General features: G+C 61.3%; 21 protein-coding genes. 6 read left to right on the forward strand and 15 right to left on the reverse strand.

Features of this window, described 5'->3' with window-relative positions; all coding sequences use genetic code 11:
* Positions 1-58: 58 nt before the first annotated feature.
* The 9 genes from ACQ4V8_RS07150 to ACQ4V8_RS07190 form a co-directional block, all read right to left on the reverse strand.
* Complete coding sequence (locus ACQ4V8_RS07150) at positions 59-1,087, reverse strand: L-threonylcarbamoyladenylate synthase (protein ID WP_436571167.1); 1,029 nt, start codon at positions 1,085-1,087, stop codon at positions 59-61.
* 2 nt (positions 1,088-1,089) lie between these two features.
* Positions 1,090-2,286: a 5-(carboxyamino)imidazole ribonucleotide synthase gene (locus ACQ4V8_RS07155; RefSeq protein ID WP_029496697.1), complete on the reverse strand. Its 1,197-nt coding sequence runs from the start codon at positions 2,284-2,286 to the stop codon at positions 1,090-1,092.
* A gap of 15 nt (positions 2,287-2,301) precedes the next feature.
* Complete coding sequence (gene purE, locus ACQ4V8_RS07160; RefSeq protein ID WP_070346166.1) at positions 2,302-2,808, reverse strand: 5-(carboxyamino)imidazole ribonucleotide mutase; 507 nt, start codon at positions 2,806-2,808, stop codon at positions 2,302-2,304.
* A gap of 1 nt (position 2,809) precedes the next feature.
* A complete protein-coding gene (locus ACQ4V8_RS07165) occupies positions 2,810-3,703 on the reverse strand; it encodes a phosphoribosylaminoimidazolesuccinocarboxamide synthase (protein WP_070346165.1) in 894 nt (297 codons plus the stop codon).
* Positions 3,704-3,820: 117 nt separating this feature from the next.
* A complete protein-coding gene (gene fba / locus ACQ4V8_RS07170) occupies positions 3,821-4,885 on the reverse strand; it encodes a class II fructose-bisphosphate aldolase (protein ID WP_010401625.1) in 1,065 nt (354 codons plus the stop codon).
* A gap of 79 nt (positions 4,886-4,964) precedes the next feature.
* Positions 4,965-6,413: a pyruvate kinase gene (gene pyk, locus ACQ4V8_RS07175; RefSeq protein ID WP_010401626.1), complete on the reverse strand. Its 1,449-nt coding sequence runs from the start codon at positions 6,411-6,413 to the stop codon at positions 4,965-4,967.
* A gap of 122 nt (positions 6,414-6,535) precedes the next feature.
* The gene (locus ACQ4V8_RS07180) at positions 6,536-7,747 is read right to left on the reverse strand and encodes a phosphoglycerate kinase (protein ID WP_010401627.1); all 1,212 of its coding nucleotides are present in this window, start codon (positions 7,745-7,747) and stop codon (positions 6,536-6,538) included.
* A 77-nt stretch (positions 7,748-7,824) separates the two neighbouring features.
* Positions 7,825-8,175, reverse strand: a complete 351-nt coding sequence (locus ACQ4V8_RS07185) for an AzlD domain-containing protein (RefSeq protein ID WP_070346163.1) — start codon at positions 8,173-8,175, stop codon at positions 7,825-7,827.
* The gene (locus tag ACQ4V8_RS07190) at positions 8,168-8,902 is read right to left on the reverse strand and encodes an AzlC family ABC transporter permease (RefSeq protein ID WP_010401629.1); all 735 of its coding nucleotides are present in this window, start codon (positions 8,900-8,902) and stop codon (positions 8,168-8,170) included. Before ACQ4V8_RS07190 ends, ACQ4V8_RS07185 begins: the two co-directional genes overlap by 8 nt.
* A 257-nt stretch (positions 8,903-9,159) precedes the next feature.
* Here ACQ4V8_RS07190 and ACQ4V8_RS07195 point away from each other — a divergent pair, with 257 nt between their 5' ends.
* The 4 genes from ACQ4V8_RS07195 (at position 9,160) to ACQ4V8_RS07210 (ending at position 11,495) form a co-directional block, all read left to right on the forward strand.
* Positions 9,160-9,354 (forward strand): zinc-finger domain-containing protein, encoded by a 195-nt coding sequence (locus tag ACQ4V8_RS07195; protein WP_010401630.1) that lies wholly within the window; start codon positions 9,160-9,162, stop codon positions 9,352-9,354.
* Between the two features lie 95 nt (positions 9,355-9,449).
* Positions 9,450-9,875 carry a YybH family protein gene (locus tag ACQ4V8_RS07200; RefSeq protein WP_010401633.1) on the forward strand — a complete coding sequence of 142 codons (426 nt, stop codon included), beginning with the start codon at positions 9,450-9,452 and terminating at the stop codon, positions 9,873-9,875.
* A complete protein-coding gene (locus ACQ4V8_RS07205; protein ID WP_010401637.1) occupies positions 9,875-10,912 on the forward strand; it encodes a YheT family hydrolase in 1,038 nt (345 codons plus the stop codon). The genes ACQ4V8_RS07200 and ACQ4V8_RS07205 overlap by 1 nt, the downstream gene beginning before the upstream one ends.
* Positions 10,905-11,495, forward strand: coding sequence for a DUF2946 family protein (locus ACQ4V8_RS07210; RefSeq protein WP_010401639.1), 591 nt, complete (start codon positions 10,905-10,907; stop codon positions 11,493-11,495). The genes ACQ4V8_RS07205 and ACQ4V8_RS07210 overlap by 8 nt, the downstream gene beginning before the upstream one ends.
* A gap of 3 nt (positions 11,496-11,498) precedes the next feature.
* Here ACQ4V8_RS07210 and ACQ4V8_RS07215 read toward each other — a convergent pair whose 3' ends face one another.
* Complete coding sequence (locus ACQ4V8_RS07215) at positions 11,499-13,085, reverse strand: beta-barrel assembly-enhancing protease (RefSeq protein ID WP_436571143.1); 1,587 nt, start codon at positions 13,083-13,085, stop codon at positions 11,499-11,501.
* Positions 13,086-13,281: 196 nt separating this feature from the next.
* Here ACQ4V8_RS07215 and moaC point away from each other — a divergent pair, with 196 nt between their 5' ends.
* Positions 13,282-13,788 carry a cyclic pyranopterin monophosphate synthase MoaC gene (moaC, locus tag ACQ4V8_RS07220; RefSeq protein WP_070346604.1) on the forward strand — a complete coding sequence of 169 codons (507 nt, stop codon included), beginning with the start codon at positions 13,282-13,284 and terminating at the stop codon, positions 13,786-13,788.
* A 252-nt stretch (positions 13,789-14,040) separates the two neighbouring features.
* On the forward strand, positions 14,041-14,763 hold the full coding sequence (locus tag ACQ4V8_RS07225) for a flagellar brake protein (protein ID WP_010401643.1): 723 nt from the start codon (positions 14,041-14,043) through the stop codon (positions 14,761-14,763).
* Positions 14,764-14,784: 21 nt separating this feature from the next.
* Here the strand turns inward: ACQ4V8_RS07225 and ACQ4V8_RS07230 are convergent, their stop codons facing one another.
* The 5 genes from ACQ4V8_RS07230 to recX all read right to left on the reverse strand — a co-directional run bounded on the left by ACQ4V8_RS07230 (position 14,785) and on the right by recX (position 19,120).
* A complete protein-coding gene (locus ACQ4V8_RS07230; RefSeq protein ID WP_010401644.1) occupies positions 14,785-15,255 on the reverse strand; it encodes a pilin in 471 nt (156 codons plus the stop codon).
* A 210-nt stretch (positions 15,256-15,465) separates the two neighbouring features.
* Positions 15,466-16,347 (reverse strand): succinate--CoA ligase subunit alpha, encoded by an 882-nt coding sequence (gene sucD / locus ACQ4V8_RS07235; protein WP_010401645.1) that lies wholly within the window; start codon positions 16,345-16,347, stop codon positions 15,466-15,468.
* A 13-nt stretch (positions 16,348-16,360) separates the two neighbouring features.
* Positions 16,361-17,530, reverse strand: a complete 1,170-nt coding sequence (gene sucC / locus ACQ4V8_RS07240) for an ADP-forming succinate--CoA ligase subunit beta (RefSeq protein WP_010401647.1) — start codon at positions 17,528-17,530, stop codon at positions 16,361-16,363.
* A gap of 72 nt (positions 17,531-17,602) precedes the next feature.
* Positions 17,603-18,163: a DUF2889 domain-containing protein gene (locus ACQ4V8_RS07245; RefSeq protein ID WP_029496701.1), complete on the reverse strand. Its 561-nt coding sequence runs from the start codon at positions 18,161-18,163 to the stop codon at positions 17,603-17,605.
* A gap of 501 nt (positions 18,164-18,664) precedes the next feature.
* Positions 18,665-19,120: a recombination regulator RecX gene (gene recX / locus ACQ4V8_RS07250; protein ID WP_010401650.1), complete on the reverse strand. Its 456-nt coding sequence runs from the start codon at positions 19,118-19,120 to the stop codon at positions 18,665-18,667.
* Positions 19,121-19,260 lie beyond the last annotated feature (140 nt).

A 19,260-nucleotide genomic window follows, 5' to 3' on the forward strand; every position in this document is an offset into this window, starting at 1 on the left:
TTGTGGCAAGCATCTCTATTGCGCTGCATCAAGAAAAAGCCCCTTGCGGGGCTTTTCATTATGCGCACAGAAACTGCTGCAAGATACCGCTTGAGCCGAACGCGGCACGCCGCAATCGGTCATTCACGCCCAACCACTCGGGGCCGGTGGGCGGTGCTTCGACGAGTATCAGCTCGGCGCCGACCTGGTCCATCATGCGCAGCGAGGCATACAGGGCATGTGCGTAATTTTCCGGGGTCGCGGCCAACAGCACGCTGGCGCTGGCCGGCGGCAGATCCGAGTAATGAATCAGGGCTACACGGCGCCCATCATTGAGCAAGCGGTTCAAGGTGGCGCGCACAGCGTCGCTATGCTGCATCGCAACAGGAGTGTGTGGCGCGTAGTGCGATTCCAGGGTACCCGAGGCACGCGGTGCGGCCGCATCGGCGATGGCCGGTGCGCGGCCTATGACGGCGGCGATCTGCGCGCTGCTGATATGGCCGGGACGCAACAGCACGGGACCGTGCGTGCGCAGGCGCGACAGGTCGACGATGGTCGACTCAATGCCGACCTCGCTCTGGCCGCCATCGAGGACCAGGCCCAGCAAGCCGCTGCCCAGTTCCGCCGGGAATTCATCGCGCACGTGCTGCGCCGTGGTGGGACTGACATTGCCAAATTTGTTTGCCGACGGTGCCGCCAGGCCACCCTTGCCGCCCTTGAAGCTGCGTAGCAGGGCGATCGCCACCGGATGCGACGGGCAGCGCAGGCCTACCGTATCCTGGCCGCCAGAGACGGCATCGGGAATATGTGCGGCGCGCTTGACGATCAGGGTCAGCGGACCGGGCCAGAAGGCGGCCACCAGCTGTTCTGCTTCGACTGGGATGTCATCGGACCAGTGCCCCAAGTCGGCGCCAGGCGCCACGTGCACGATCACCGGGTGGTCCGATGGACGGCCCTTGGCTTCGTAAATGCGCGCCACGGCGACCGGGTTTTCCGCATCGGCGCCAAGACCGTACACGGTTTCCGTCGGGAACGCGACAAGGCCGCCCGCTTCCAGCACGTCAGCGGCCGTCGCGATGGCGGTCATATCGAAGTCTTGTGCAGGCATGCTCACGGTACGATTCCCAGGATCAGGCAAGCGTCGTGCAGGCGCTGCTGCGCCTGCGGCAAGCTGGCGGCGATGAAGGTCAGGTGCCCCATCTTGCGCCCAGGGCGCGGATCGTCCTTGCCATACAGGTGCAAACAGGCACCCGGCAACGCCAGTACCTGATCCCACGCCGGTTCGCAGGCGACATCGCTGCCGGCAGCAAACCAGGCGTCACCGAGAATATTGAGCATCACGGCCGGCGAATGCTGGCGCACGTCGCCCAGCGGCAAGCGCGCCATGGCCCGCACCTGCTGCGCGAACTGGCTGGTGGCACAGGCATCCATCGTGTAATGGCCACTGTTATGCGGGCGTGGCGCCATTTCATTGACGACCAGGCTGCCATCGTCGAGCACGAAAAATTCGATGCACAGCACGCCGACGTAGCCAAGTTCGGCAACCATGGCTTGCGCCGCCCGCTGCGCTTTGGCGGCGCAATCGTCCGATACGTTCGGGCCCGGCACGGTGGTAGTAAACAGCACGCCGTCGCGGTGCACGTTTTCGGCGATCGGATACACGACTGACTGCCCGTCCACGCCGCGCGCCGTGAGTACCGACACTTCATAGGCCAGCGGCAGCATCTTTTCCAACAAGCAAGTTACCTCGCCCATTTCGGCAAACGCGGCGCGCACCTCGTCGCGCGTGCGCACGCGGAACTGGCCCTTGCCGTCATAGCCCATGCGCACGGTTTTCAGTATGCCCGGCAGCAAATCGTCGACTATGCGGTCGATATCGTGCTGCGTGGCAATCACCATGTGCGGCGCTGGCAGCACGCCCGATTTGGCTGCGCAGTCGACAAAGAAACGTTTTTCCGCGATACGGTCTTGCGCCACCGACACGCCATGCGCATTCGGCGCCACGAAGACGTGGCCAGCCAGACGCGACAGGCTGTCGGCCGGCACGTTTTCGAATTCGGTGGTCACGGCCAGGCATTGCGCAGCGAGGGCGTCGAGACCGGCCGCATCGCTGTAACCGGCATTGATCAGGCGCTGCGCCACCTGCCCCGCAGGGCAAGCTTCAGACGGTTCCAGCACGGCAACCTGATAACCCATGCCTTGTGCGGCCTGGGCAAACATGCGGCCGAGCTGGCCGCCACCCATCACACCCAGCCACGCCGGTGGATTGGCGGCGGGCAACAATGGGGAAGTCGATTTACTATTCATTATTTTTCAAACACATTAATCAGGCAAGACCATGGCCTTGGCGGCGGCCGTTTGCGTGGCACGGAAGGCTTCCAGCTGGTCGGCCAGGGCGTCGTCATTGGCGGCAAGCATGGCCACCGCCGTCAGTGCCGCATTTGCCGCGCCCGCTTCGCCGATGGCGAAAGTGGCCACCGGCACGCCCTTGGGCATTTGCAGGATGGATAGCATGGAATCTTCGCCGCGCAAGTATTTCGATGGCACGGGCACGCCCAGCACGGGCACGATGGTCATCGCCGCCACCATGCCAGGCAGGTGGGCGGCGCCGCCGGCGCCGGCGATGATGGCACGCAAGCCGCGCGCGCGCGCGCTTTTCGCGTACGCATACATTTCGTCGGGCATGCGGTGCGCGGAAATGACTTGCGCTTCGTATGGCACGCCAAACTGTTTCAGGATGGCAACCGCATTTTGCATCACGTCCCAGTCCGAGGACGAGCCCATGATGACGCCGACCAGCGGCTTGGCGTTCAACTTTTGCTCACTCATCTCAGGCCTTCAGCTTCTCGCCCGTCAGGCGTTCGATAGCTTCGAAATACTTGGCCTGGGTTTTTTCGATGACGTCGGCCGGCAGCGCAGGCGCCGGCGCGGTCTTGCCCCATGTCAACGTTTCCAGGTAGTCGCGCACGAACTGCTTGTCGAACGACGGCGGCGAGATGCCAGGCTGATAAGAATCGGCGGGCCAGAAGCGCGACGAATCGGCCGTCAGCACTTCATCCATCAAATGCATGACGCCATTATCGTCGAGGCCGAATTCGAATTTGGTGTCGGCGATGATGATGCCGCGCGTGGCAGCGTACTCGGCGGCAGCCTGGTACAGGGCGATGGCCACGTCACGCATCTTGGCGGCCAGGTCAGCGCCGATGCGCTGTTCCATGTCCGCAAAGCTGATATTTTCGTCATGCTCGCCCAGTTCGGCCTTGGCCGCCGGGGTGAAGATCGGCTGCGGCAGTTTTTCCGCCTGTTGCAGGCCCGCTGGCAGCGCGATACCGCAAATGCTGCCCGTGTCCTGGTAATCTTTCCAGCCCGAGCCGATGATGTAGCCGCGCACGACCGCCTCGACCATGATGGGTTTCAAGCGCTTGGCCACCACGGCGCGGCCCCTGACTTGCTCCACTTCCTCGGGCGCCACCACGGATTCAGGCGCCACGCCAGTGAGGTGGTTCGGCACGATGTGGCCCAGTTTTTCGAACCAGAAGTCGCTCATTTGGTTGAGCACCTTGCCCTTGCCGGGGATAGGCTCGTTCATGACGACATCGAAGGCCGACAGACGGTCCGTGGTGACGATCAGGATCTTGTCGTCGCCAACGGCGTAGTTGTCGCGGACCTTGCCGTGGCCCAGCAATGGCAGGGAATGGATGGAAGTCTGATAGAGGCTGTTCATAGCGGGGGAATAGTTGGATGATACAAAACCGGCAAGCAGGGGATGCCTGCCGGTCGAGAAAATCGGGCACCAGGACGCGCTGTATGCGCATGCCTGCTGCCCGTTCCAGACAGAATTTTACTTCACAATTTGCGACAGCTCGCCGGCCTTGTAGCGCTCGGCCATTTTTTCCATCGTGATGACCTTGATTTTCGAGGCCTGGCCTTCGCAGCCGAATGCCTGCATGCGCGCGCGCACGATCTGCTCGGCAGCAGTGCGGGCTGGCTTGAGGAAGTCGCGCGGATCGAATTTCGACGGATTTTCAAACAAATACTTGCGGATTGCGGCCGTCATCGCCAGGCGGATATCGGTGTCGATGTTGATCTTGCGCACGCCGTGACGGATGCCTTCCTGGATTTCTTCGACTGGCACGCCGTAGGTTTCCTTCATGTCGCCGCCGAATTCGCGGATGATGGCCAGCAATTCCTGCGGTACCGACGAGGAGCCATGCATCACCAGATGGGTGTTCGGGATACGCGCGTGGATTTCCTTGATGCGGTCGATGGCGAGGATATCGCCAGTCGGCTTGCGCGTGAATTTATACGCGCCGTGCGAGGTGCCGATGGCGATCGCCAAGGCGTCGCACTGGGTGCGCTGCACGAAATCGGCCGCTTGCGCCACGTCCGTCAGCAATTGCTCGCGCGTCATGGTGCCGTCGGCGCCGTGACCGTCTTCCTTGTCGCCCTTCATGGTTTCCAGCGAACCGAGCACGCCCAGTTCCGCTTCCACCGTCACGCCGATGGCGTGCGAGAATTTCACCACTTCACGCGATACTTCCACGTTGTACTCGTACGAGGCGACCGACTTGCCGTCCGCTTCCAGCGAGCCGTCCATCATCACGGAGGTGAAGCCCGAACGGATGGCAGCCATGCAGACGGCCGGCGACTGGCCGTGGTCCTGGTGCATGACGACAGGAATGTGCGGATACGCTTCGACGGCGGCGTCGATCAGGTGACGCAGGAAGGCTTCACCGGCGTACTTGCGCGCGCCAGCGGACGCTTGCATGATCACCGGGCTGTTGAGCGCATCGGCGGCAGCCATGATGGCTTGCACTTGCTCCAGGTTATTGACGTTGAAAGCAGGAATGCCATAACCGTTTTCGGCGGCATGGTCCAGCAGTTGACGCATGGATACGAGAGACATGGTAATACTCCAGAGAACAATAGAAACTGTTGCGGCGCTTCGCAGTCCATGACCGCGCCGGCGCCTGAATTCGGGGGCCTTATTCCAATTCGCCGACTGTGACGATTTTCAGGGCATTCGTACCGCCCACCTGCCCCATCGGCTCGCCCCAGGTGACGACGATCATGTCGCCCTTCTTGACGATACCCTGCGCTACCAGCAGCTCTTCGGCTTGCTTCAGCACTTGCGCGCTGGGGGCATTTTGCATCAGATGATACGCGCGCACATTGCGGTACAGCGCCGCTTTACGCAGGGTTGTTACACTCGGCGTCAGCGCATAGATCGGCGTGTCGATGCTGTGACGGCTCATCCACAGGGCGGTGGAACCCGATTCCGTCAGCGCCACGATGGCTTTCACGCGCAAGTGATGCGCCGTAAACAGGGCGCCATACGCGATCGACTGGTCGATGCGGGTAAACGTGACGTTGAGGAAATCGGCATCGAGCTTGTTGTATTCGGACTGTTCCGCCTCGACGCAGATGGCGGCCATCATTTCCACCGTTTCGATCGGGTACTTGCCCGAGGCCGTCTCGGCCGACGTCATGACGGCATCCGTGCCGTCGAGCACGGCATTGGCCACGTCGGACACTTCGGCCCGCGTGGGCACGGCGTTGACGATCATCGATTCCATCATCTGCGTGGCAGTAATGGCCAGCTTGTTCGACGCGCGCGCCATCTTGATCATGCGTTTTTGCAGGGCCGGCACGGCCGCATTGCCCACCTCAACCGCCAAATCGCCGCGCGCCACCATGATGCCGTCCGAGGCATCGAGGATTTCCTGCAAGGCTGGAATGGCTTCCGCCCGCTCGATCTTGGCGATCATCATCGGCTTGTGGTGGTACGCTTCGCCCGCGATATTGGCCAGCTGGCGCGCCATTTCCATGTCGGTCGCGCATTTCGGGAAGGAAATGGCCAAGTAGTCGGCCTGGAAACTCATGGCCGTCTTGATGTCTTCCATATCCTTCGCCGTCAGTGCGGGCGCGGACAGGCCGCCACCCTGGCGGTTGATGCCCTTGTTGTTCGACAATTCGCCACCGATCTTGACGGTGGTATGGATTTCACTGCCCTGAATGCGCTCGACGATCAGCACGATGAGGCCATCGTTGAGCAGCAGCACATCGCCCTTGTGCAGGTCGCGCGGCAGGGCCTTGTAATCGAGGCCCACGCGTTCCTGGTTGCCTAGTTCGCCATTCTCGCCCCACTTGGCGTCGAGGATGAAGCGCTGGCCCGCTTCGAGCTCGATGCGGGTATTTTCAAACTTGCCGACGCGAATCTTCGGCCCTTGCATGTCGGCCATGATGGCCACTTCGCGGCCGCATTCAAGCGCCGCCTGACGCACCAGCGCGGCGCGGTCGATATGGTCTTGCGCCTTGCCGTGGGAAAAATTCAAACGCACCACGTCGACACCCGCACGTATCATCTTCACCAAAATAGCGAAGTCGGTGGAGGCAGGGCCGATGGTTGCTACGATTTTTGTACCACGTGGCATAGGAGTCCTTTTGCGCCAACAAGACGCTAGCTGAGCAAGACCTGGCAGCGACGCCACCCGGCAAGGTAAAAGCGCAGCGATCAGGCTGCGCTTGCTACTGAACTGCTGACGACGGCTAAAAATTAAGCAGCGCGCTGCAGGAGAATGTCCACGGCGGGCAAAGTCTTGCCTTCCAGGAACTCCAGGAAAGCACCGCCGCCCGTCGAGATATAGCTGATTTTATCGGTGATGTCATACTTGGCAATCGCCGCCAGGGTGTCGCCACCGCCAGCGATCGAGAATGCTTTCGATTCGGCAATCGCCAGCGCCAAGGTCTTGGTCCCGTTGCCGAACTGGTCAAATTCGAACACGCCCACGGGGCCGTTCCACACGATGGTGCCGGCAGCGGCAATCTGCTGTGCCAGCAGGGCCGCCGTTTTCGGGCCGATATCGAGGATCATGTCGTCGTCAGCCACATCGGCCACATCCTTGACGGTCGCGCTAGCGGTTGGCGAAAATTCCTTGGCGCACACGACGTCGACAGGAATCGGCACTTGCGCGCCGCGCTTGGCCATGATCTCGATGATGGCTTTGGCTTCTTCCACGAGTTCCGCTTCCACCAGCGACTTGCCGACATTCAAGCCAACGGCCTTCATGAAGGTGTTGGCGATGCCGCCGCCGACGATCAGATTATCGACCTTGTCGGACAAGGCTTTCAGGATGGTCAGCTTGCTCGATACTTTCGAACCGGCAACAATGGCCAGCAAAGGGCGGGCCGGCGCGTGCAAGGCTTTCCCCAGCGCATCGAGTTCGGCGGCCAGCAGCGGACCGGCGCAGGCGACAGGCGCGAACTTGGCGATGCCGTGCGTGGATGCTTCGGCGCGGTGGGCCGTGCCGAACGCGTCATTGACATAAATATCGCACAGCTTGGCCATTTTTTGCGCCAGCACATCGCTGTTTTTCTTTTCGCCCTGGTTGACGCGCACGTTTTCCAGCATGACCACTTGGCCATTGGACAGGTTTTCCAGGCCGGCGCCATCGGTCCAGTTTTGCTTCAGTACAACTTCTTGACCCAGCAGCTCGGACAGGCGGGCCGCCACCGGCGCCAGGCTGTCGGCCGGCTTGAACTCGCCTTCCGTCGGACGGCCCAGGTGCGACGTCACCATGACGGCTGCGCCAGCGTCGAGCGCAGCGCGGATGGCCGGCACCGAGGCGCGGATGCGCGTATCTTCGGTAATCTTGCCACTCTCATCTTGCGGGACGTTCAGGTCGGCGCGGATAAACACGCGCTTGCCTTGCAGTGCATTTTGGGCGATCAAATCTTGCAGACGGATGAAGTTGAGAACAGCTGACATGGCGATCCAGATGACGAGTGGAAGGAAGTGCGCTATTTTACCGCAATGCCCAAGGCAAATCGCCGATTTGTCCGGCTTTACTGAAAAACATGCAACAGTCGCAAGCCCGTGAAAACCAGCATGCCAAACACAATGGTTTGCAGCATATTGCGGCGGAGCACAAAAAAGAGCGTCGCAGCAATACCCGACAAGAGTTTCAAATTCGACAATTCGAAATATACTTGCTGCCCGTCCATCAGCATATCGGGCGCGATGATGGCCGCCAGCGCGCAGGCCGGTGCAAAGCGCAGCATCTCATTGATCCTGCGCGGAATGCTGATGTGATGGCCGACCAGCCAGAAGGTGCTGCGCGTGGCAGCTGTGGCCACCACCAGCACGGCGATGGCGATCCACACGTCGCCCCTACCCCAGTCTATACCGTCAAACATGGCGTTTTTTCCATTTTTCCGTCAATTCTTCCACGGCCATGGCGCTGACCATACCCACCAGCACGGCCACCAGCAAGCCCAGCTTATACGGCAGGCCGTAGGCCAGCACGGCTACCGTGCCCGCCACCAGCACGCCGCACAGGGCGGCGCGGCTGAGAATCAGGGGTACGGTGACGCACAGGATCGCCAGAGTCCCGGCAAACCCCAGCCCCCATTCAGCCGGTACGACGGCGCCCAGCACGATGCCGATGAGGGAACCGGTTTGCCAGGCCAGCCAGTTAGGGTAGATCAAGCCCTTGAGGAAGGGCAGCTTGGCCGGGTCCGGCGTTTCATGGGGGTAGCGCTGCAAGAACAGGCCCACGGTGATATCGCCGGCCACATAGCCGAGCGCAAAGCGCTGGCGCCACGGCAAATGGGAGAAATGCGGGGCCAGCAGCACGGAAAAGATGACAAAACGCAGATTGACGACGAGGGCCGTGGCAAAAATCACCCACACGGGCGCGTGCGCGGCCAGCAGGGGCAAGGACGCCAGCTGGGCCGAGCCGGCAAAGACCAGCAGCGTCATCGCCCCTGCCTGCACCGGCGTCAGGCCGCTTTTCACCATGGCAACGCCCACCACCATACCCCAGGCGGCAATGCCCAGCAGGCTGGGCGCCCCCAGTTTCAGGCCAGCGCGCCAAGCGTCTTTCAGCAAGCCCTCGTCCTTGTCGGCGGCAACGGCATTCACACGATGCTCCGGTAGGCTGAGTGTGGTAACTGCACAACATTTAGGCAGGGCGAGAGGGGCGGCAACGGTAATACCGGCAAGGCAAATCCAGTCAGTGTGGCGCTGCAGCCGCTATATTTGCGCAAAAAACGCGCCGCAGCCGCAAATAATCAAGCCGCCATTTTAGCCATGATTTTTGCTGTCTGCCTGAATCCGTTAAAATCGTACTTTTTGCAGCAGCCGACTTCCTTCCATATAGCCTCACGGAGCATGACAAGATGACAAAAACCACCCAGCCAGCGGTCGAACTCGACAGTAAAGACTTGCCAGCCCACTGCCCTAACCCGGCCATGCCGCTGTGGTCGTCGCATCCGCGCGTGTTTCTGGAGTTTAACCATGACGGTATCGCCAAGTGCCCGTATTGCGGCACGGCGTACACCCTGAAGGAAGGCGCCAGCGCCGGCCATCATTAAGCTGCCCAGCGGCGCGCACCGAGCGCGCCGTTTTCATTTGCACCTCTGAGTGTCATACTCTGAGTGTCATATATAGCGCTCAAGCCGGAGTCGTCATGAAACGTCTGAAAGAACTCAATGGCAGCGCCGCCGAAGTCGAAGCGGCGTTCTACGATGCCTTGCACCGCGCCGACCTCGAAGCGCTGATGGCGCTGTGGGCCGACGATGAAGAGATCGTCTGCATCCACCCGGGCGGAGCGCGCCTGATCGGCCATGCCGCCATCCGCGCCGCATGGGAAACTATCCTCGCCGGCGGTGGCCTGCACATCGTGCCGGCACAGCTGCATGAAACGCACAATTTGATGAGTTCGGTACACACCGTCATCGAAGGCGTCACCAATGAAGCCGGCGCTGCGGCGCACTTGCTGGCCACGAATGTGTATGTGAAAACGCCGCGCGGCTGGCGCATCGTCCTGCACCACGCCTCCGTCGCCCCCGGCGGCGCGCCGCCTGACGTCACGCGAGCGCAGATCTTGCACTGATGCCTATACCCTTTTCCACCAGCGCGCCCTACAGCGCGCCACTCTGGCTGCCCGGCGGCCACGCGCAGACGATTTATCCGGCCGTATGCCTGGCCAAGCCGGCCGTGCTGTTCCGCCGCGAACGCTGGCAAGCACCCGATGGCGATTTCGTCGACGTCGACCTGGTCGACGGCCAGCCGGGCCAGCCTTTCGTGGTGCTGTTCCACGGTTTGGAAGGCTCATCGAACAGCCACTACGCGCGCGCCCTGATGGCCGAGGTAGCCGCGCGCGGCTGGTCGGGCGCCGTGCCGCATTTTCGCGGCTGCTCGGGCGTAGCCAACCTGGCGCCGCGCTTTTACCACTCGGGCGATGCACAGGAAGTGGACTGGATCGTGCAGCGCCTGCGCCCGCGCGCAACGGGCAAGTTTTACGCAGCCGGCGTCTCGCTGGGCGGCAATGCCCTGCTATGCTGGCTGGGCCAGTCGCAGCACCAGGCCGAGATCATCGATGCCGCTGCGGCCGTGTCTGCCCCGCTGGACCTGGCGCAGGGAGGCAAGGCCTTGTCTTCCGGCGCCAACCGGCTCTATACGCGCATGTTCCTGAACACGCTCAAACCCAAATGCCTGGCCAAGCTGGAACAGTTTCCGGGCCTGTTTGCACGCGACGCCATGCTCGCTGCGCGCGACTTGCACGCCTTCGACAATGTCGTCACGGCCCCCCTGCATGGATACCGCGATGCCGACGATTACTGGCACCGCGCCAGCGCCAAGCATGTCTTGCAAGACATCACTGTGCCGACCCTGGTGTTAAATGCGCAAAACGATCCTTTCCTGCCCGGGCGCTACTTGCCGCGCAGCGCCGCAAGCAAGGTAACGCTCGAGTATCCGCGCCACGGCGGCCACGTCGGCTTTGCCGCTGGCAGCTTGCCAGGCAGTACGCGCTGGCTGCCGCAGCGCCTGATACATTTTTTTGAAGGCGGCAACACGGCGCCAGCGGCACCACAAAGCTGTCACGCTAGTGGCTCGCAAACGCACACGGAAAACCCTACACATGGATGAACTCGTCAAACAGGCGCTGGCCAAATGGCCCAACGTGCCCCACTGCTACGGCTGGCTGGGTCTGGATGCGCGCGGCAACTGGCGCATGCGCGACCAGCAGGCGCAACAGCAACAACTGCCAGGCGACAAGATCGCCCACGTGGCCCTGCTGGGATTTATCAACCGCAATTACGACCATGACGAACGCGGTTGCTGGTTTTTCCAGAATGGCCCGCAGCGCGTCTACCTGAACCTGGAAGCGACGCCGTATATCGCCCGCAGCGATCCGCAGCACGGTTTTGTCTTGCAGACAGGCGCGCCGCTGGCGGCCATCGATGCCGCCTGGCTGTGCGACAACGGGGCGCTCATCCTGCGCCAGGGCGACTGCGTGGCGCAGGTCGATGACCGCGATATGGCGCAGGTGCTGCCCGCGCTGCGCGTCGACGGACAGGTGGCCAGCGACGAGGCGATGCTGGACTGGCTGGAAAATAACCAGGGGAACTTGGTGTTATTGCATGACGGCAAGGAGATTGCCGTGCAGCCGCTGGCCTATGCCAGCGTAGCGCAAACCTTCGGCTTCCAGCGCGCGCCGCAAGCCGAATAAAAACTAGCCCTTCTGGTCCTTGATCTGTTCGCGGCGCTTTTCCTGCAGTTCGCGCTCGCGCGCATCGATCACGGCCTGGTCATAAAAAGTCGCGTCCGTCGATTTGCGGGCGATCGTCAACTGGTCCAGCGCGGCCATGGTGGCGCCCTGCAGCACGTAGGATTCGGCCAGCGCCATGTGCTGCAAGGTCATCTTGCCCTGGTCCGCATAAGACTTCGCCAATAAATCATACAGTTCCGGCTCTTCCTTGTAGAGCTGCACCTGGTCGCGCAAGTACAAGGTCGATTGCTCCAGCTTGCCCGCCGCCATCAACGCTTGCGCATACTGGTGGGCAATACCGCGCGAGAGGGGAAACTGCTGGCGCGCCGCCTCGGCCGCCTTCAGGGCTTGCTGCGCCACTTCCTTTTTCTGCGCCGGCATCAGCAACACTTCCAGCCCCATCGCGGCCAGCAGCGAATTGGGGCCCTGCGTGCCACCCGAGGTATACACATTCGGCCCGGCCGGCTGGTGCAGCGCGGCATTGGCCGCATCGAGTTCCTTCTGCGCCTCGACCGGTTTACCCTGCTTGACGGCGACGAAGGACAAGCCGTAATGGGCGGCCGTCACCTGGAAGCGGCTTTGCTGCTCCAGTTGCGTCTTGAAGATGGCCGCAGCATTGAGCAAGCCTTGCACGCTTTCATCTTGCAGCACGCGCGCGCGGGCGCGGGCCAGGTGGAAACTCAAGCTATCCGGACGCTGCTTGTAGGGCTGCTCGCGGATGCGTGCCTGGATGTCGGCGATGCGCTCCGTCGTCAGCGGGTGCGTCTGCAGATAGGCGGGCATCAGGTCACTGTACGAGCGGCTGGCGGCCTGCATGCGGCCGAAGAAGGCGACCATGCCGGTGGTATCGAAACCGGCTTCGCCCATGATCTGGAAACCGATGCGGTCGGCCTCGCGTTCGGCCTCGCGGCCGAAATTGAGCTGGCGCTGGATGGCCAGGCCCTGGCCCGCGGCAAACACGCCCAGCGCCACATCGCCGCCCGCGCGTGATGCCAGCGCCGCGAGCAGCATGGCCGCCAGCGGCATCAGGGCATCCTGGCGCTGCTGGCCCAGCATGCGCGCGATATGGCGCTGCGCCACGTGGCCGATTTCGTGCGACAGCACGGACGCCAGTTCGGCCTCCGTTTGGGCTGCCAGTACCAGCGCCGAATGGACGCCGATGAAACCACCGGGCAAGGCAAACGCGTTCAATTGCGGATCGCGCACGGCAAAGAAAAAATAGTCATAATTCGTTTCGCCGCGCACGCTGGGGCGCGCCGCCACGAGGGCGTTGCCGAAGGTGTTCAGGTATTCCAGCAAGGGCGCGTCGTCGAGATAATCGCGGTCGCCGCGGATGCCACGCATGATTTCCTCGCCGATCTTGCGCTCCATCGCCGGCGACAGGTCTTCGCGCGAGGTGTCGCCCAGGTTCGGCAGATTCGGCGCTGACGGCACGGCCAGCGGCGTCCAGTTGCCGGCCGGCTTGGCCACCGCGCTGGCGGCCGACGCCGGTGCGGACGTGTAGGATTGCGCCAGCGCAAACGGGGCCGCCAGCCACAATGCAGCGAGCATGGTTGCGCGCCGGCAGCCGCACAGCGATGCTGCAGCGGCGTTTTCAAATACGCTCGGAAGGGTAGTTTTTGAATTCACGGGTGCTATCATACCTTGTTAGCGGCGCCCATTCCCACGCGACAAACATGCACCATGCCAATGACATGGCGTGCTGGCCTGGCGTGCCGCATCTCCACTCCTCACCTATTTTGACGCCATGACAACAGCAGACAAGCAAGCCCCCGCCGGGGAACTGAGCCATTTCGATGCCACGGGCCAGGCCCATATGGTCGACGTAGGCAGCAAGGAAGACACGCGCCGCAGCGCCGTGGCCGCCGGCACCATCCGCATGCAAGCGGCCACCCTGGCCTTGATTATTTCAGGCAACGCCAAGAAAGGCGACGTACTCGGCATCGCCCGCATCGCCGCCATCATGGGCGCCAAGCGCACCAGCGACCTGATTCCCCTATGCCACCCGCTCGCCCTCACCCGCGTCAGCGTCGATTTTGACGTCGATGAAGCGGCCAACAGCGTGCACTGCCGTGCCCAGGTAGACACCACGGGCAAGACCGGCGTGGAAATGGAAGCGCTCACTGCCGTGCAAATCGGCTTGTTGACGATCTACGATATGTGCAAGGCCGTCGACCGGGGCATGGTCATGACCAATGTGCGCGTGCTGGAAAAGCAGGGCGGCAAGTCGGGTGATTGGCACGCCGAGGTGTAAGGCGACAGCGCCACCGCTACAGGCAGGCACTGGCTGAGCCAACTTGACGCGGCGCACACGCCCGCATGCAGGGATGCGCGCGCCGTGGCCATGCCGAGCCGGCCAGTAACACGGCAATAACTGCCAGCTTAGCTAGCCGCTTAGCTACCCGCTTAGCCACCAGGAAAGCCCGAATGAATTTCCGTAAAATAAGTGCTTTTTCATCAATAAATCATGCATACTGCGGTTCGCCAATATCGAGATGAGCATCGCATGACAAGCAACAAGCCCGCCGCGCAAAACAAGCTCCAGGACTACGAATTCGAGGCGATGAATCTACAGGTGGGCGGACGCATCCAGTTCATCACGCACCGCACCATCAAGCCCATCCAGCATTTCTCTACCCTGATCGGCTACGTGAAAGACGAGTACCTGATCGTCAAGATACCCATGGAAAACGGCGCCTCCATCGCCCTCAACGAGGGCGACAAGCTGACCATCCGCGTGTTTTCCGGCGTCACCGTGTGTTCGTTTGCGTGCAGCGTGCTGCGCATGTTCGGGCGCCCCCTCAATTATGTGCATCTGAGCTTTCCCGACGCCATCCAGGGCACCAGCCTGCGCACGGCGATGCGCGTGAAAGTGGACATTCCAGCGCAACTCAGTTACCGCGACGTGGCGCCCGCGCCCGTATTCATCGTCAACCTCAGCGTCTCGGGGGCATTGATCGAGGCCGCCAGCATGCTCACGCCGGACGACGATGGCGTAGCGCTCAGCTTTACCCTGCTGGTGCAGCCGAACAAGCATCAGATGCGCGTCAATACGCGCGCGCGCATCCAGAACGTCAGCGTGGGCAAGCCCTCGCATGGCAACGCCGCCGACAACGCCGAAATCTATACGTATGGCGTGCAATTCATCGACCTGGAACCGACCCACTATACCCTGCTGCAAAACCTCACCTATGAAGCGCTGATTGCAGACCGGCAAAAAATCGTCTGACACGGACACGTCAGGCGCCGCTCACTGCGTCGCCACCACCTTGGGAGCATTGTTCCTGATAATGGCTTCCCTGGCCGCCGCATTCGTCACGCTGGTGCTGTTGAACCAGTTCAGGCTGCTGCCGCTGTTGAGCTGCAGCTCCATGCTCACCGTCTGGCCGCCCAGGCCACTGCCTAGGTCAGCTGCCAGGGTCAACTCGATATCACCCTTGAGCACCTTGGCGCCGGCCACTTCGCGCGTCGGGGTAAAGGTGGGGATGGCGCTGGGCACGGCCGGGGTAGGTGTGCTGCAGGCATCTGCCAGTCCACCGTTTTCCTGCACGCACAGGGCCACGGCCGTCTTCAGCGGTGCAGCGGCCATCAGCACGTTGCTGACCTTGGCGCGCATCGTATAGTCACCGTACTGGGGAATGGCCACGGCCGCCAGGATGCCGGCGATGGCCACCACGATCATCAGTTCTATCAGGGTAAATCCGCTCTGCGCGCGCATCATATCCTCCCATGGTGCCGTTGCTCACGTCAGGTACACAGCAAGCGTCATGCCAGCCATGCGCCCGGGCAGCGGCAGTACCGGTGGAAAGAAAAGCGACACATTTGGGCAGGTTCGGACCAACGCCGTCGGTCCAGACCCGCAAGCGGACTGTCTTGCGGACAAAAAAAGGAGCCGAAGCTCCTTTTTTGTACTACGTGCACCGGGCTGGAATTACAGCATGGCTTTCAGCAGACGCGCCATTTCCGACGGGTTTTTGGTCACGGTGATACCGCAAGCTTCCATGATTTCCAGCTTGGCTTGTGCCGTATCGGCACCGCCCGAGATCAGCGCGCCGGCGTGGCCCATGCGCTTGCCTGGAGGAGCGGTAACGCCGGCGATGAAGCCAACGACCGGTTTTTTCATGTTGTCTTTGATCCAATAAGCCGCGTTGGCTTCGTCAGGACCACCGATTTCGCCGATCATGATGACCGCGTCGGTATCTGGATCGTCATTGAACATCTTCATGATGTCGATGTGCTTCAGACCGTTGATCGGGTCGCCGCCGATGCCGACTGCCGACGATTGGCCCAGGCCCAGTGCGGTCAACTGACCCACTGCTTCATAGGTCAATGTGCCCGAACGCGATACCACGCCGATGCGGCCTTTTTTATGGATGTGGCCTGGCATGATGCCGATCTTGATTTCGTCTGGCGTGATCAAGCCTGGGCAGTTAGGGCCCAGCAGCAATGTTTTGCTGTTGGCTTTAGCCATGCGGTCTTTCAGAGCCATCATGTCACGTACAGGAATGCCTTCGGTGATGCAAATGGCCAGATCCATTTCAGCTTCGACCGCTTCCCAGATCGCCGCTGCTGCGCCTGCTGGCGGCACGTAGATCACGGAAACGTTGGCGCCGGTTTCTTTTTTCGCTTCGGTAACGCTAGCGAAAATGGGAATGCCTTCGAAATCTTCGCCGGCTTTCTTCGGGTTCACGCCTGCCACGAAGGCAGCTTTGCCGTTCGCGTAGTCGCGGCAACCGCGGGTGTGGAACTGGCCGGTCTTGCCGGTGATCCCTTGGGTTACGACTTTGGTATCTTTATTGATCAGAATGGACATGTTGATTCCTTAATTAAGCTTGACCGGCAGCAGCGGCAACGACGCTCTTTGCTGCATCTTCCATGGTGTCGGCTGCGATGATAGGCAGACCGGAATCGGCCAGCATCTTTTTGCCCAGATCTTCGTTGGTGCCCTTCATGCGCACGACCAGCGGGACGTTCAGCGAGACGGCCTTGACCGCGGCGATGACGCCTTCGGCGATCACGTCGCAACGCATGATGCCGCCGAAAATGTTCACCAGGATGGCTTTCAGGCCTGGGTTTTTCAGCATGATCTTGAACGCTTCGGTCACTTTTTCTGCCGTGGCGCCGCCGCCTACGTCGAGGAAGTTGGCTGGCTCGCCGCCGAACAGCTTGATGGTGTCCATGGTGGCCATGGCCAAGCCGGCACCGTTCACCAGGCAACCGATGTTGCCGTCGAGCGAAATGTAGGCCAGATCGAATTTCGACGCTTCGATTTCAGCTGGATCTTCTTCATCCAGGTCGCGCAGGGCGACGATTTCCGGATGACGGAACAGCGCGTTCGGGTCGAAGTTGAACTTGGCGTCCAGGGCGATGACCTTGCCGCTGCCGGTGACGATCAGCGGATTGATTTCGGCCAGCGAGCAATCGGTTTCCCAATACGCTTTGTACAGGCCTTGCAGGTTGACGCGGGCGTCGACGATGGAACCGGCAGGCACGCCGATTTTGCTCGCGATGTCATCTGCCTGGGCATCGGTCAGGCCAACGCCTGGATCGATGGTGACGTGATGGATCTTCTCTGGATGGCTCTCGGCCACTTCTTCGATGTCCATGCCGCCTTCGGACGACGCCATCAGGACGATTTTCTGCGTGACGCGGTCGGTGACCAGCGAAACATACAGTTCTTGTTTGATGTCGGCGCCTTCTTCCACCATCAGGCGGTTGACTTTCTGGCCTTCGGCGCTGGTCTGATGCGTGATCAGCTGCATGCCCATGATCTGGTCAGCATATTGCTTGACCTGCTCCATCGATTTCGCCACTTTGACGCCGCCGCCCTTGCCGCGACCACCTGCGTGGATCTGCGCCTTGACGACCCATACCGGACCACCCAGGGTTTCCGCAGCCTTGACGGCTTCGTCGACGGACATGCACGCAATACCGCGTGGTACCGTCACTCCATATTGCCGGAGGATTTCTTTGGCTTGATACTCATGGATTTTCATGCTGGCTTCCCTTCTGATACTGATGTATAAAAATACGGTTAGTGGTGCAAAAAAAACAGGAAAGCGCCGGGGTCACGCTTTGGCTACCCAGCGCGGGTAATACTGTGCAACCGCCCCACCATCGGTGCGCAGGGCGTGGCATTTGTCGAGTTGAAACGGCTTTTCATGCGATAAGTCAGCATTCTCACCGTCACGGGTCGACCAGACATCGCCGGCAAATGCCTGAACCGTCGCAGTCGGCAAGACTTGCGCCAGTTCGGTCAAATGGGTACAGCCAGCGATTCCCGCCAGGCGCTGTTTCAAGTCGCGGCGGAAATTCTTGAGTAAATTCAAACCGATCAGCGCCCTGTATGCGGGGCCGATGGTATCGCAAAAACCAGGATAGGGCACGGAATCGGAGGCGGCATCGGCCTCGACGATAGTCAGTGCGTGATCGACGGTAATGCGCAAGTGGAGGTCATGCAGGGGAGTGCCGGCGGGACGGGGGCCGGAGGCCAGCATCGCGTCATAGCTTTTGATATCGGTAATACGGGCGTCAATATCCCACAGGCCGTCGTCGCGCACATACGCTTGGACGTCGATAACGCGGGAGTGCCGTAAGGCGCGCCGGGATACGGGAGTTGACAGGGGCATAAGACCGATGCCGCTTGCGCGGCCGTAATTTAGTAAGCAGCAATGTGCATAAAGCACGCTGTTCGCAGCTTCTACGAACAGCAACCGCACCTGCGGCGCCGCAAAAACCCTAAAAGTGTAGCACACTGGACGCCGGTTGCGCCGCAACATAATTTTTCACTGCCTCGATAAAGACATTTCAAAGCATAAATAATGCACATGGAAATTGATGCCATTATCACCGATGGTGATGATTGATATGTCCGATGCACGCCGCGAAATACGCCAACGTGCCGCGCTTGCCCTGCAAACAGCAGCATGGGCAAGCCTGGCCCCACGCAGCGCAACAATAGGCCATCCAATGAACAGGCTGATGCCAGGGAAAGTGACTTGCCAGTAAAACCATGCTCTGGCGCGATGCGAGCGCGCGGGCAAGGCTCAGGGCAGCCATCGACTGTTGCAGAAGGAACACAACGGTGCCGGCGAGGAGTCGCGGCCAGCGGGACCGCTAGCGGCGCGCACCTAGTCGTCTTCGGGCTCCAGGCCCTTCAAGGCCACGTGCACGGCGCGCTGCGAAAAGCCGCGCTGCATCAAAAAGCGCATCTGCTTGTTGCGCTGTTCGGCATCCTGCGCCACCGTACCGAATTTGCGACGCCATACTTCGCAGGCGCGTGCGGTCTCGCCTTCGGCCAGGCCCGCCTTGAGTTCCTGCAAGGCCTCGCCAGCAATCCCATGGCTTTGCAATTCCGCCATGATGCGGCTATTGCCGAAACGGGCCGAGCGGCGGTGTATCAGCGACTCGGAAAAACGCTCCTGCGACAGCCAGTTGGCTTGTTCCAGGCTGTCGAGCAAGGCCTCCACATCATCGCCTTCCTGCGCATGGCGCTGCAACTTGCGCCGCAATTCCATGCGGCTATGTTCGCGCATCGACAAAAAGCGTAGCGCCCTGCCCTTCAGGCTTAGTTGTACTGCAGCCATACACCCACCTTGTCTTTCATTCCACGATCACAGCACCCAAATACAATCGCCGCCCGGCGCAACAGCGCGGGACGGCGATCAGGGTCCTACCTTGCGGCAAGCCATGCGTAGGTCGGATTAGGCCACCTGGGCCGTAATCC

The sequence above is a fragment of the Janthinobacterium paucivorans genome (assembly GCF_051380805.1).
Taxonomy (GTDB): Bacteria; Pseudomonadota; Gammaproteobacteria; order Burkholderiales; family Burkholderiaceae_D; genus Janthinobacterium; species Janthinobacterium lividum_D.

Excerpts from the sequence above, each read along its gene's own strand:
- ACQ4V8_RS07150 (WP_436571167.1), bottom strand. The coding sequence starts at position 1,087 with ATGCCTGCACAAGACTTCGATATGACCGCCATCGCGACGGCCGCTGAC.
- ACQ4V8_RS07155 (WP_029496697.1), bottom strand. The coding sequence starts at position 2,286 with ATGAATAGTAAATCGACTTCCCCATTGTTGCCCGCCGCCAATCCACCG.
- purE (WP_070346166.1), bottom strand. The coding sequence starts at position 2,808 with ATGAGTGAGCAAAAGTTGAACGCCAAGCCGCTGGTCGGCGTCATCATG.
- ACQ4V8_RS07165 (WP_070346165.1), bottom strand. The coding sequence starts at position 3,703 with ATGAACAGCCTCTATCAGACTTCCATCCATTCCCTGCCATTGCTGGGC.
- fba (WP_010401625.1), bottom strand. The coding sequence starts at position 4,885 with ATGTCTCTCGTATCCATGCGTCAACTGCTGGACCATGCCGCCGAAAAC.
- pyk (WP_010401626.1), bottom strand. The coding sequence starts at position 6,413 with ATGCCACGTGGTACAAAAATCGTAGCAACCATCGGCCCTGCCTCCACC.
- ACQ4V8_RS07180 (WP_010401627.1), bottom strand. The coding sequence starts at position 7,747 with ATGTCAGCTGTTCTCAACTTCATCCGTCTGCAAGATTTGATCGCCCAA.
- ACQ4V8_RS07185 (WP_070346163.1), bottom strand. The coding sequence starts at position 8,175 with ATGTTTGACGGTATAGACTGGGGTAGGGGCGACGTGTGGATCGCCATC.
- ACQ4V8_RS07195 (WP_010401630.1), top strand. The coding sequence starts at position 9,160 with ATGACAAAAACCACCCAGCCAGCGGTCGAACTCGACAGTAAAGACTTG.
- ACQ4V8_RS07200 (WP_010401633.1), top strand. The coding sequence starts at position 9,450 with ATGAAACGTCTGAAAGAACTCAATGGCAGCGCCGCCGAAGTCGAAGCG.
- ACQ4V8_RS07205 (WP_010401637.1), top strand. The coding sequence starts at position 9,875 with ATGCCTATACCCTTTTCCACCAGCGCGCCCTACAGCGCGCCACTCTGG.
- ACQ4V8_RS07210 (WP_010401639.1), top strand. The coding sequence starts at position 10,905 with ATGGATGAACTCGTCAAACAGGCGCTGGCCAAATGGCCCAACGTGCCC.
- ACQ4V8_RS07215 (WP_436571143.1), bottom strand. The coding sequence starts at position 13,085 with ATGCTCGCTGCATTGTGGCTGGCGGCCCCGTTTGCGCTGGCGCAATCC.
- moaC (WP_070346604.1), top strand. The coding sequence starts at position 13,282 with ATGACAACAGCAGACAAGCAAGCCCCCGCCGGGGAACTGAGCCATTTC.
- ACQ4V8_RS07225 (WP_010401643.1), top strand. The coding sequence starts at position 14,041 with ATGACAAGCAACAAGCCCGCCGCGCAAAACAAGCTCCAGGACTACGAA.
- ACQ4V8_RS07230 (WP_010401644.1), bottom strand. The coding sequence starts at position 15,255 with ATGATGCGCGCGCAGAGCGGATTTACCCTGATAGAACTGATGATCGTG.
- sucD (WP_010401645.1), bottom strand. The coding sequence starts at position 16,347 with ATGTCCATTCTGATCAATAAAGATACCAAAGTCGTAACCCAAGGGATC.
- sucC (WP_010401647.1), bottom strand. The coding sequence starts at position 17,530 with ATGAAAATCCATGAGTATCAAGCCAAAGAAATCCTCCGGCAATATGGA.
- ACQ4V8_RS07245 (WP_029496701.1), bottom strand. The coding sequence starts at position 18,163 with ATGCCCCTGTCAACTCCCGTATCCCGGCGCGCCTTACGGCACTCCCGC.
- recX (WP_010401650.1), bottom strand. The coding sequence starts at position 19,120 with ATGGCTGCAGTACAACTAAGCCTGAAGGGCAGGGCGCTACGCTTTTTG.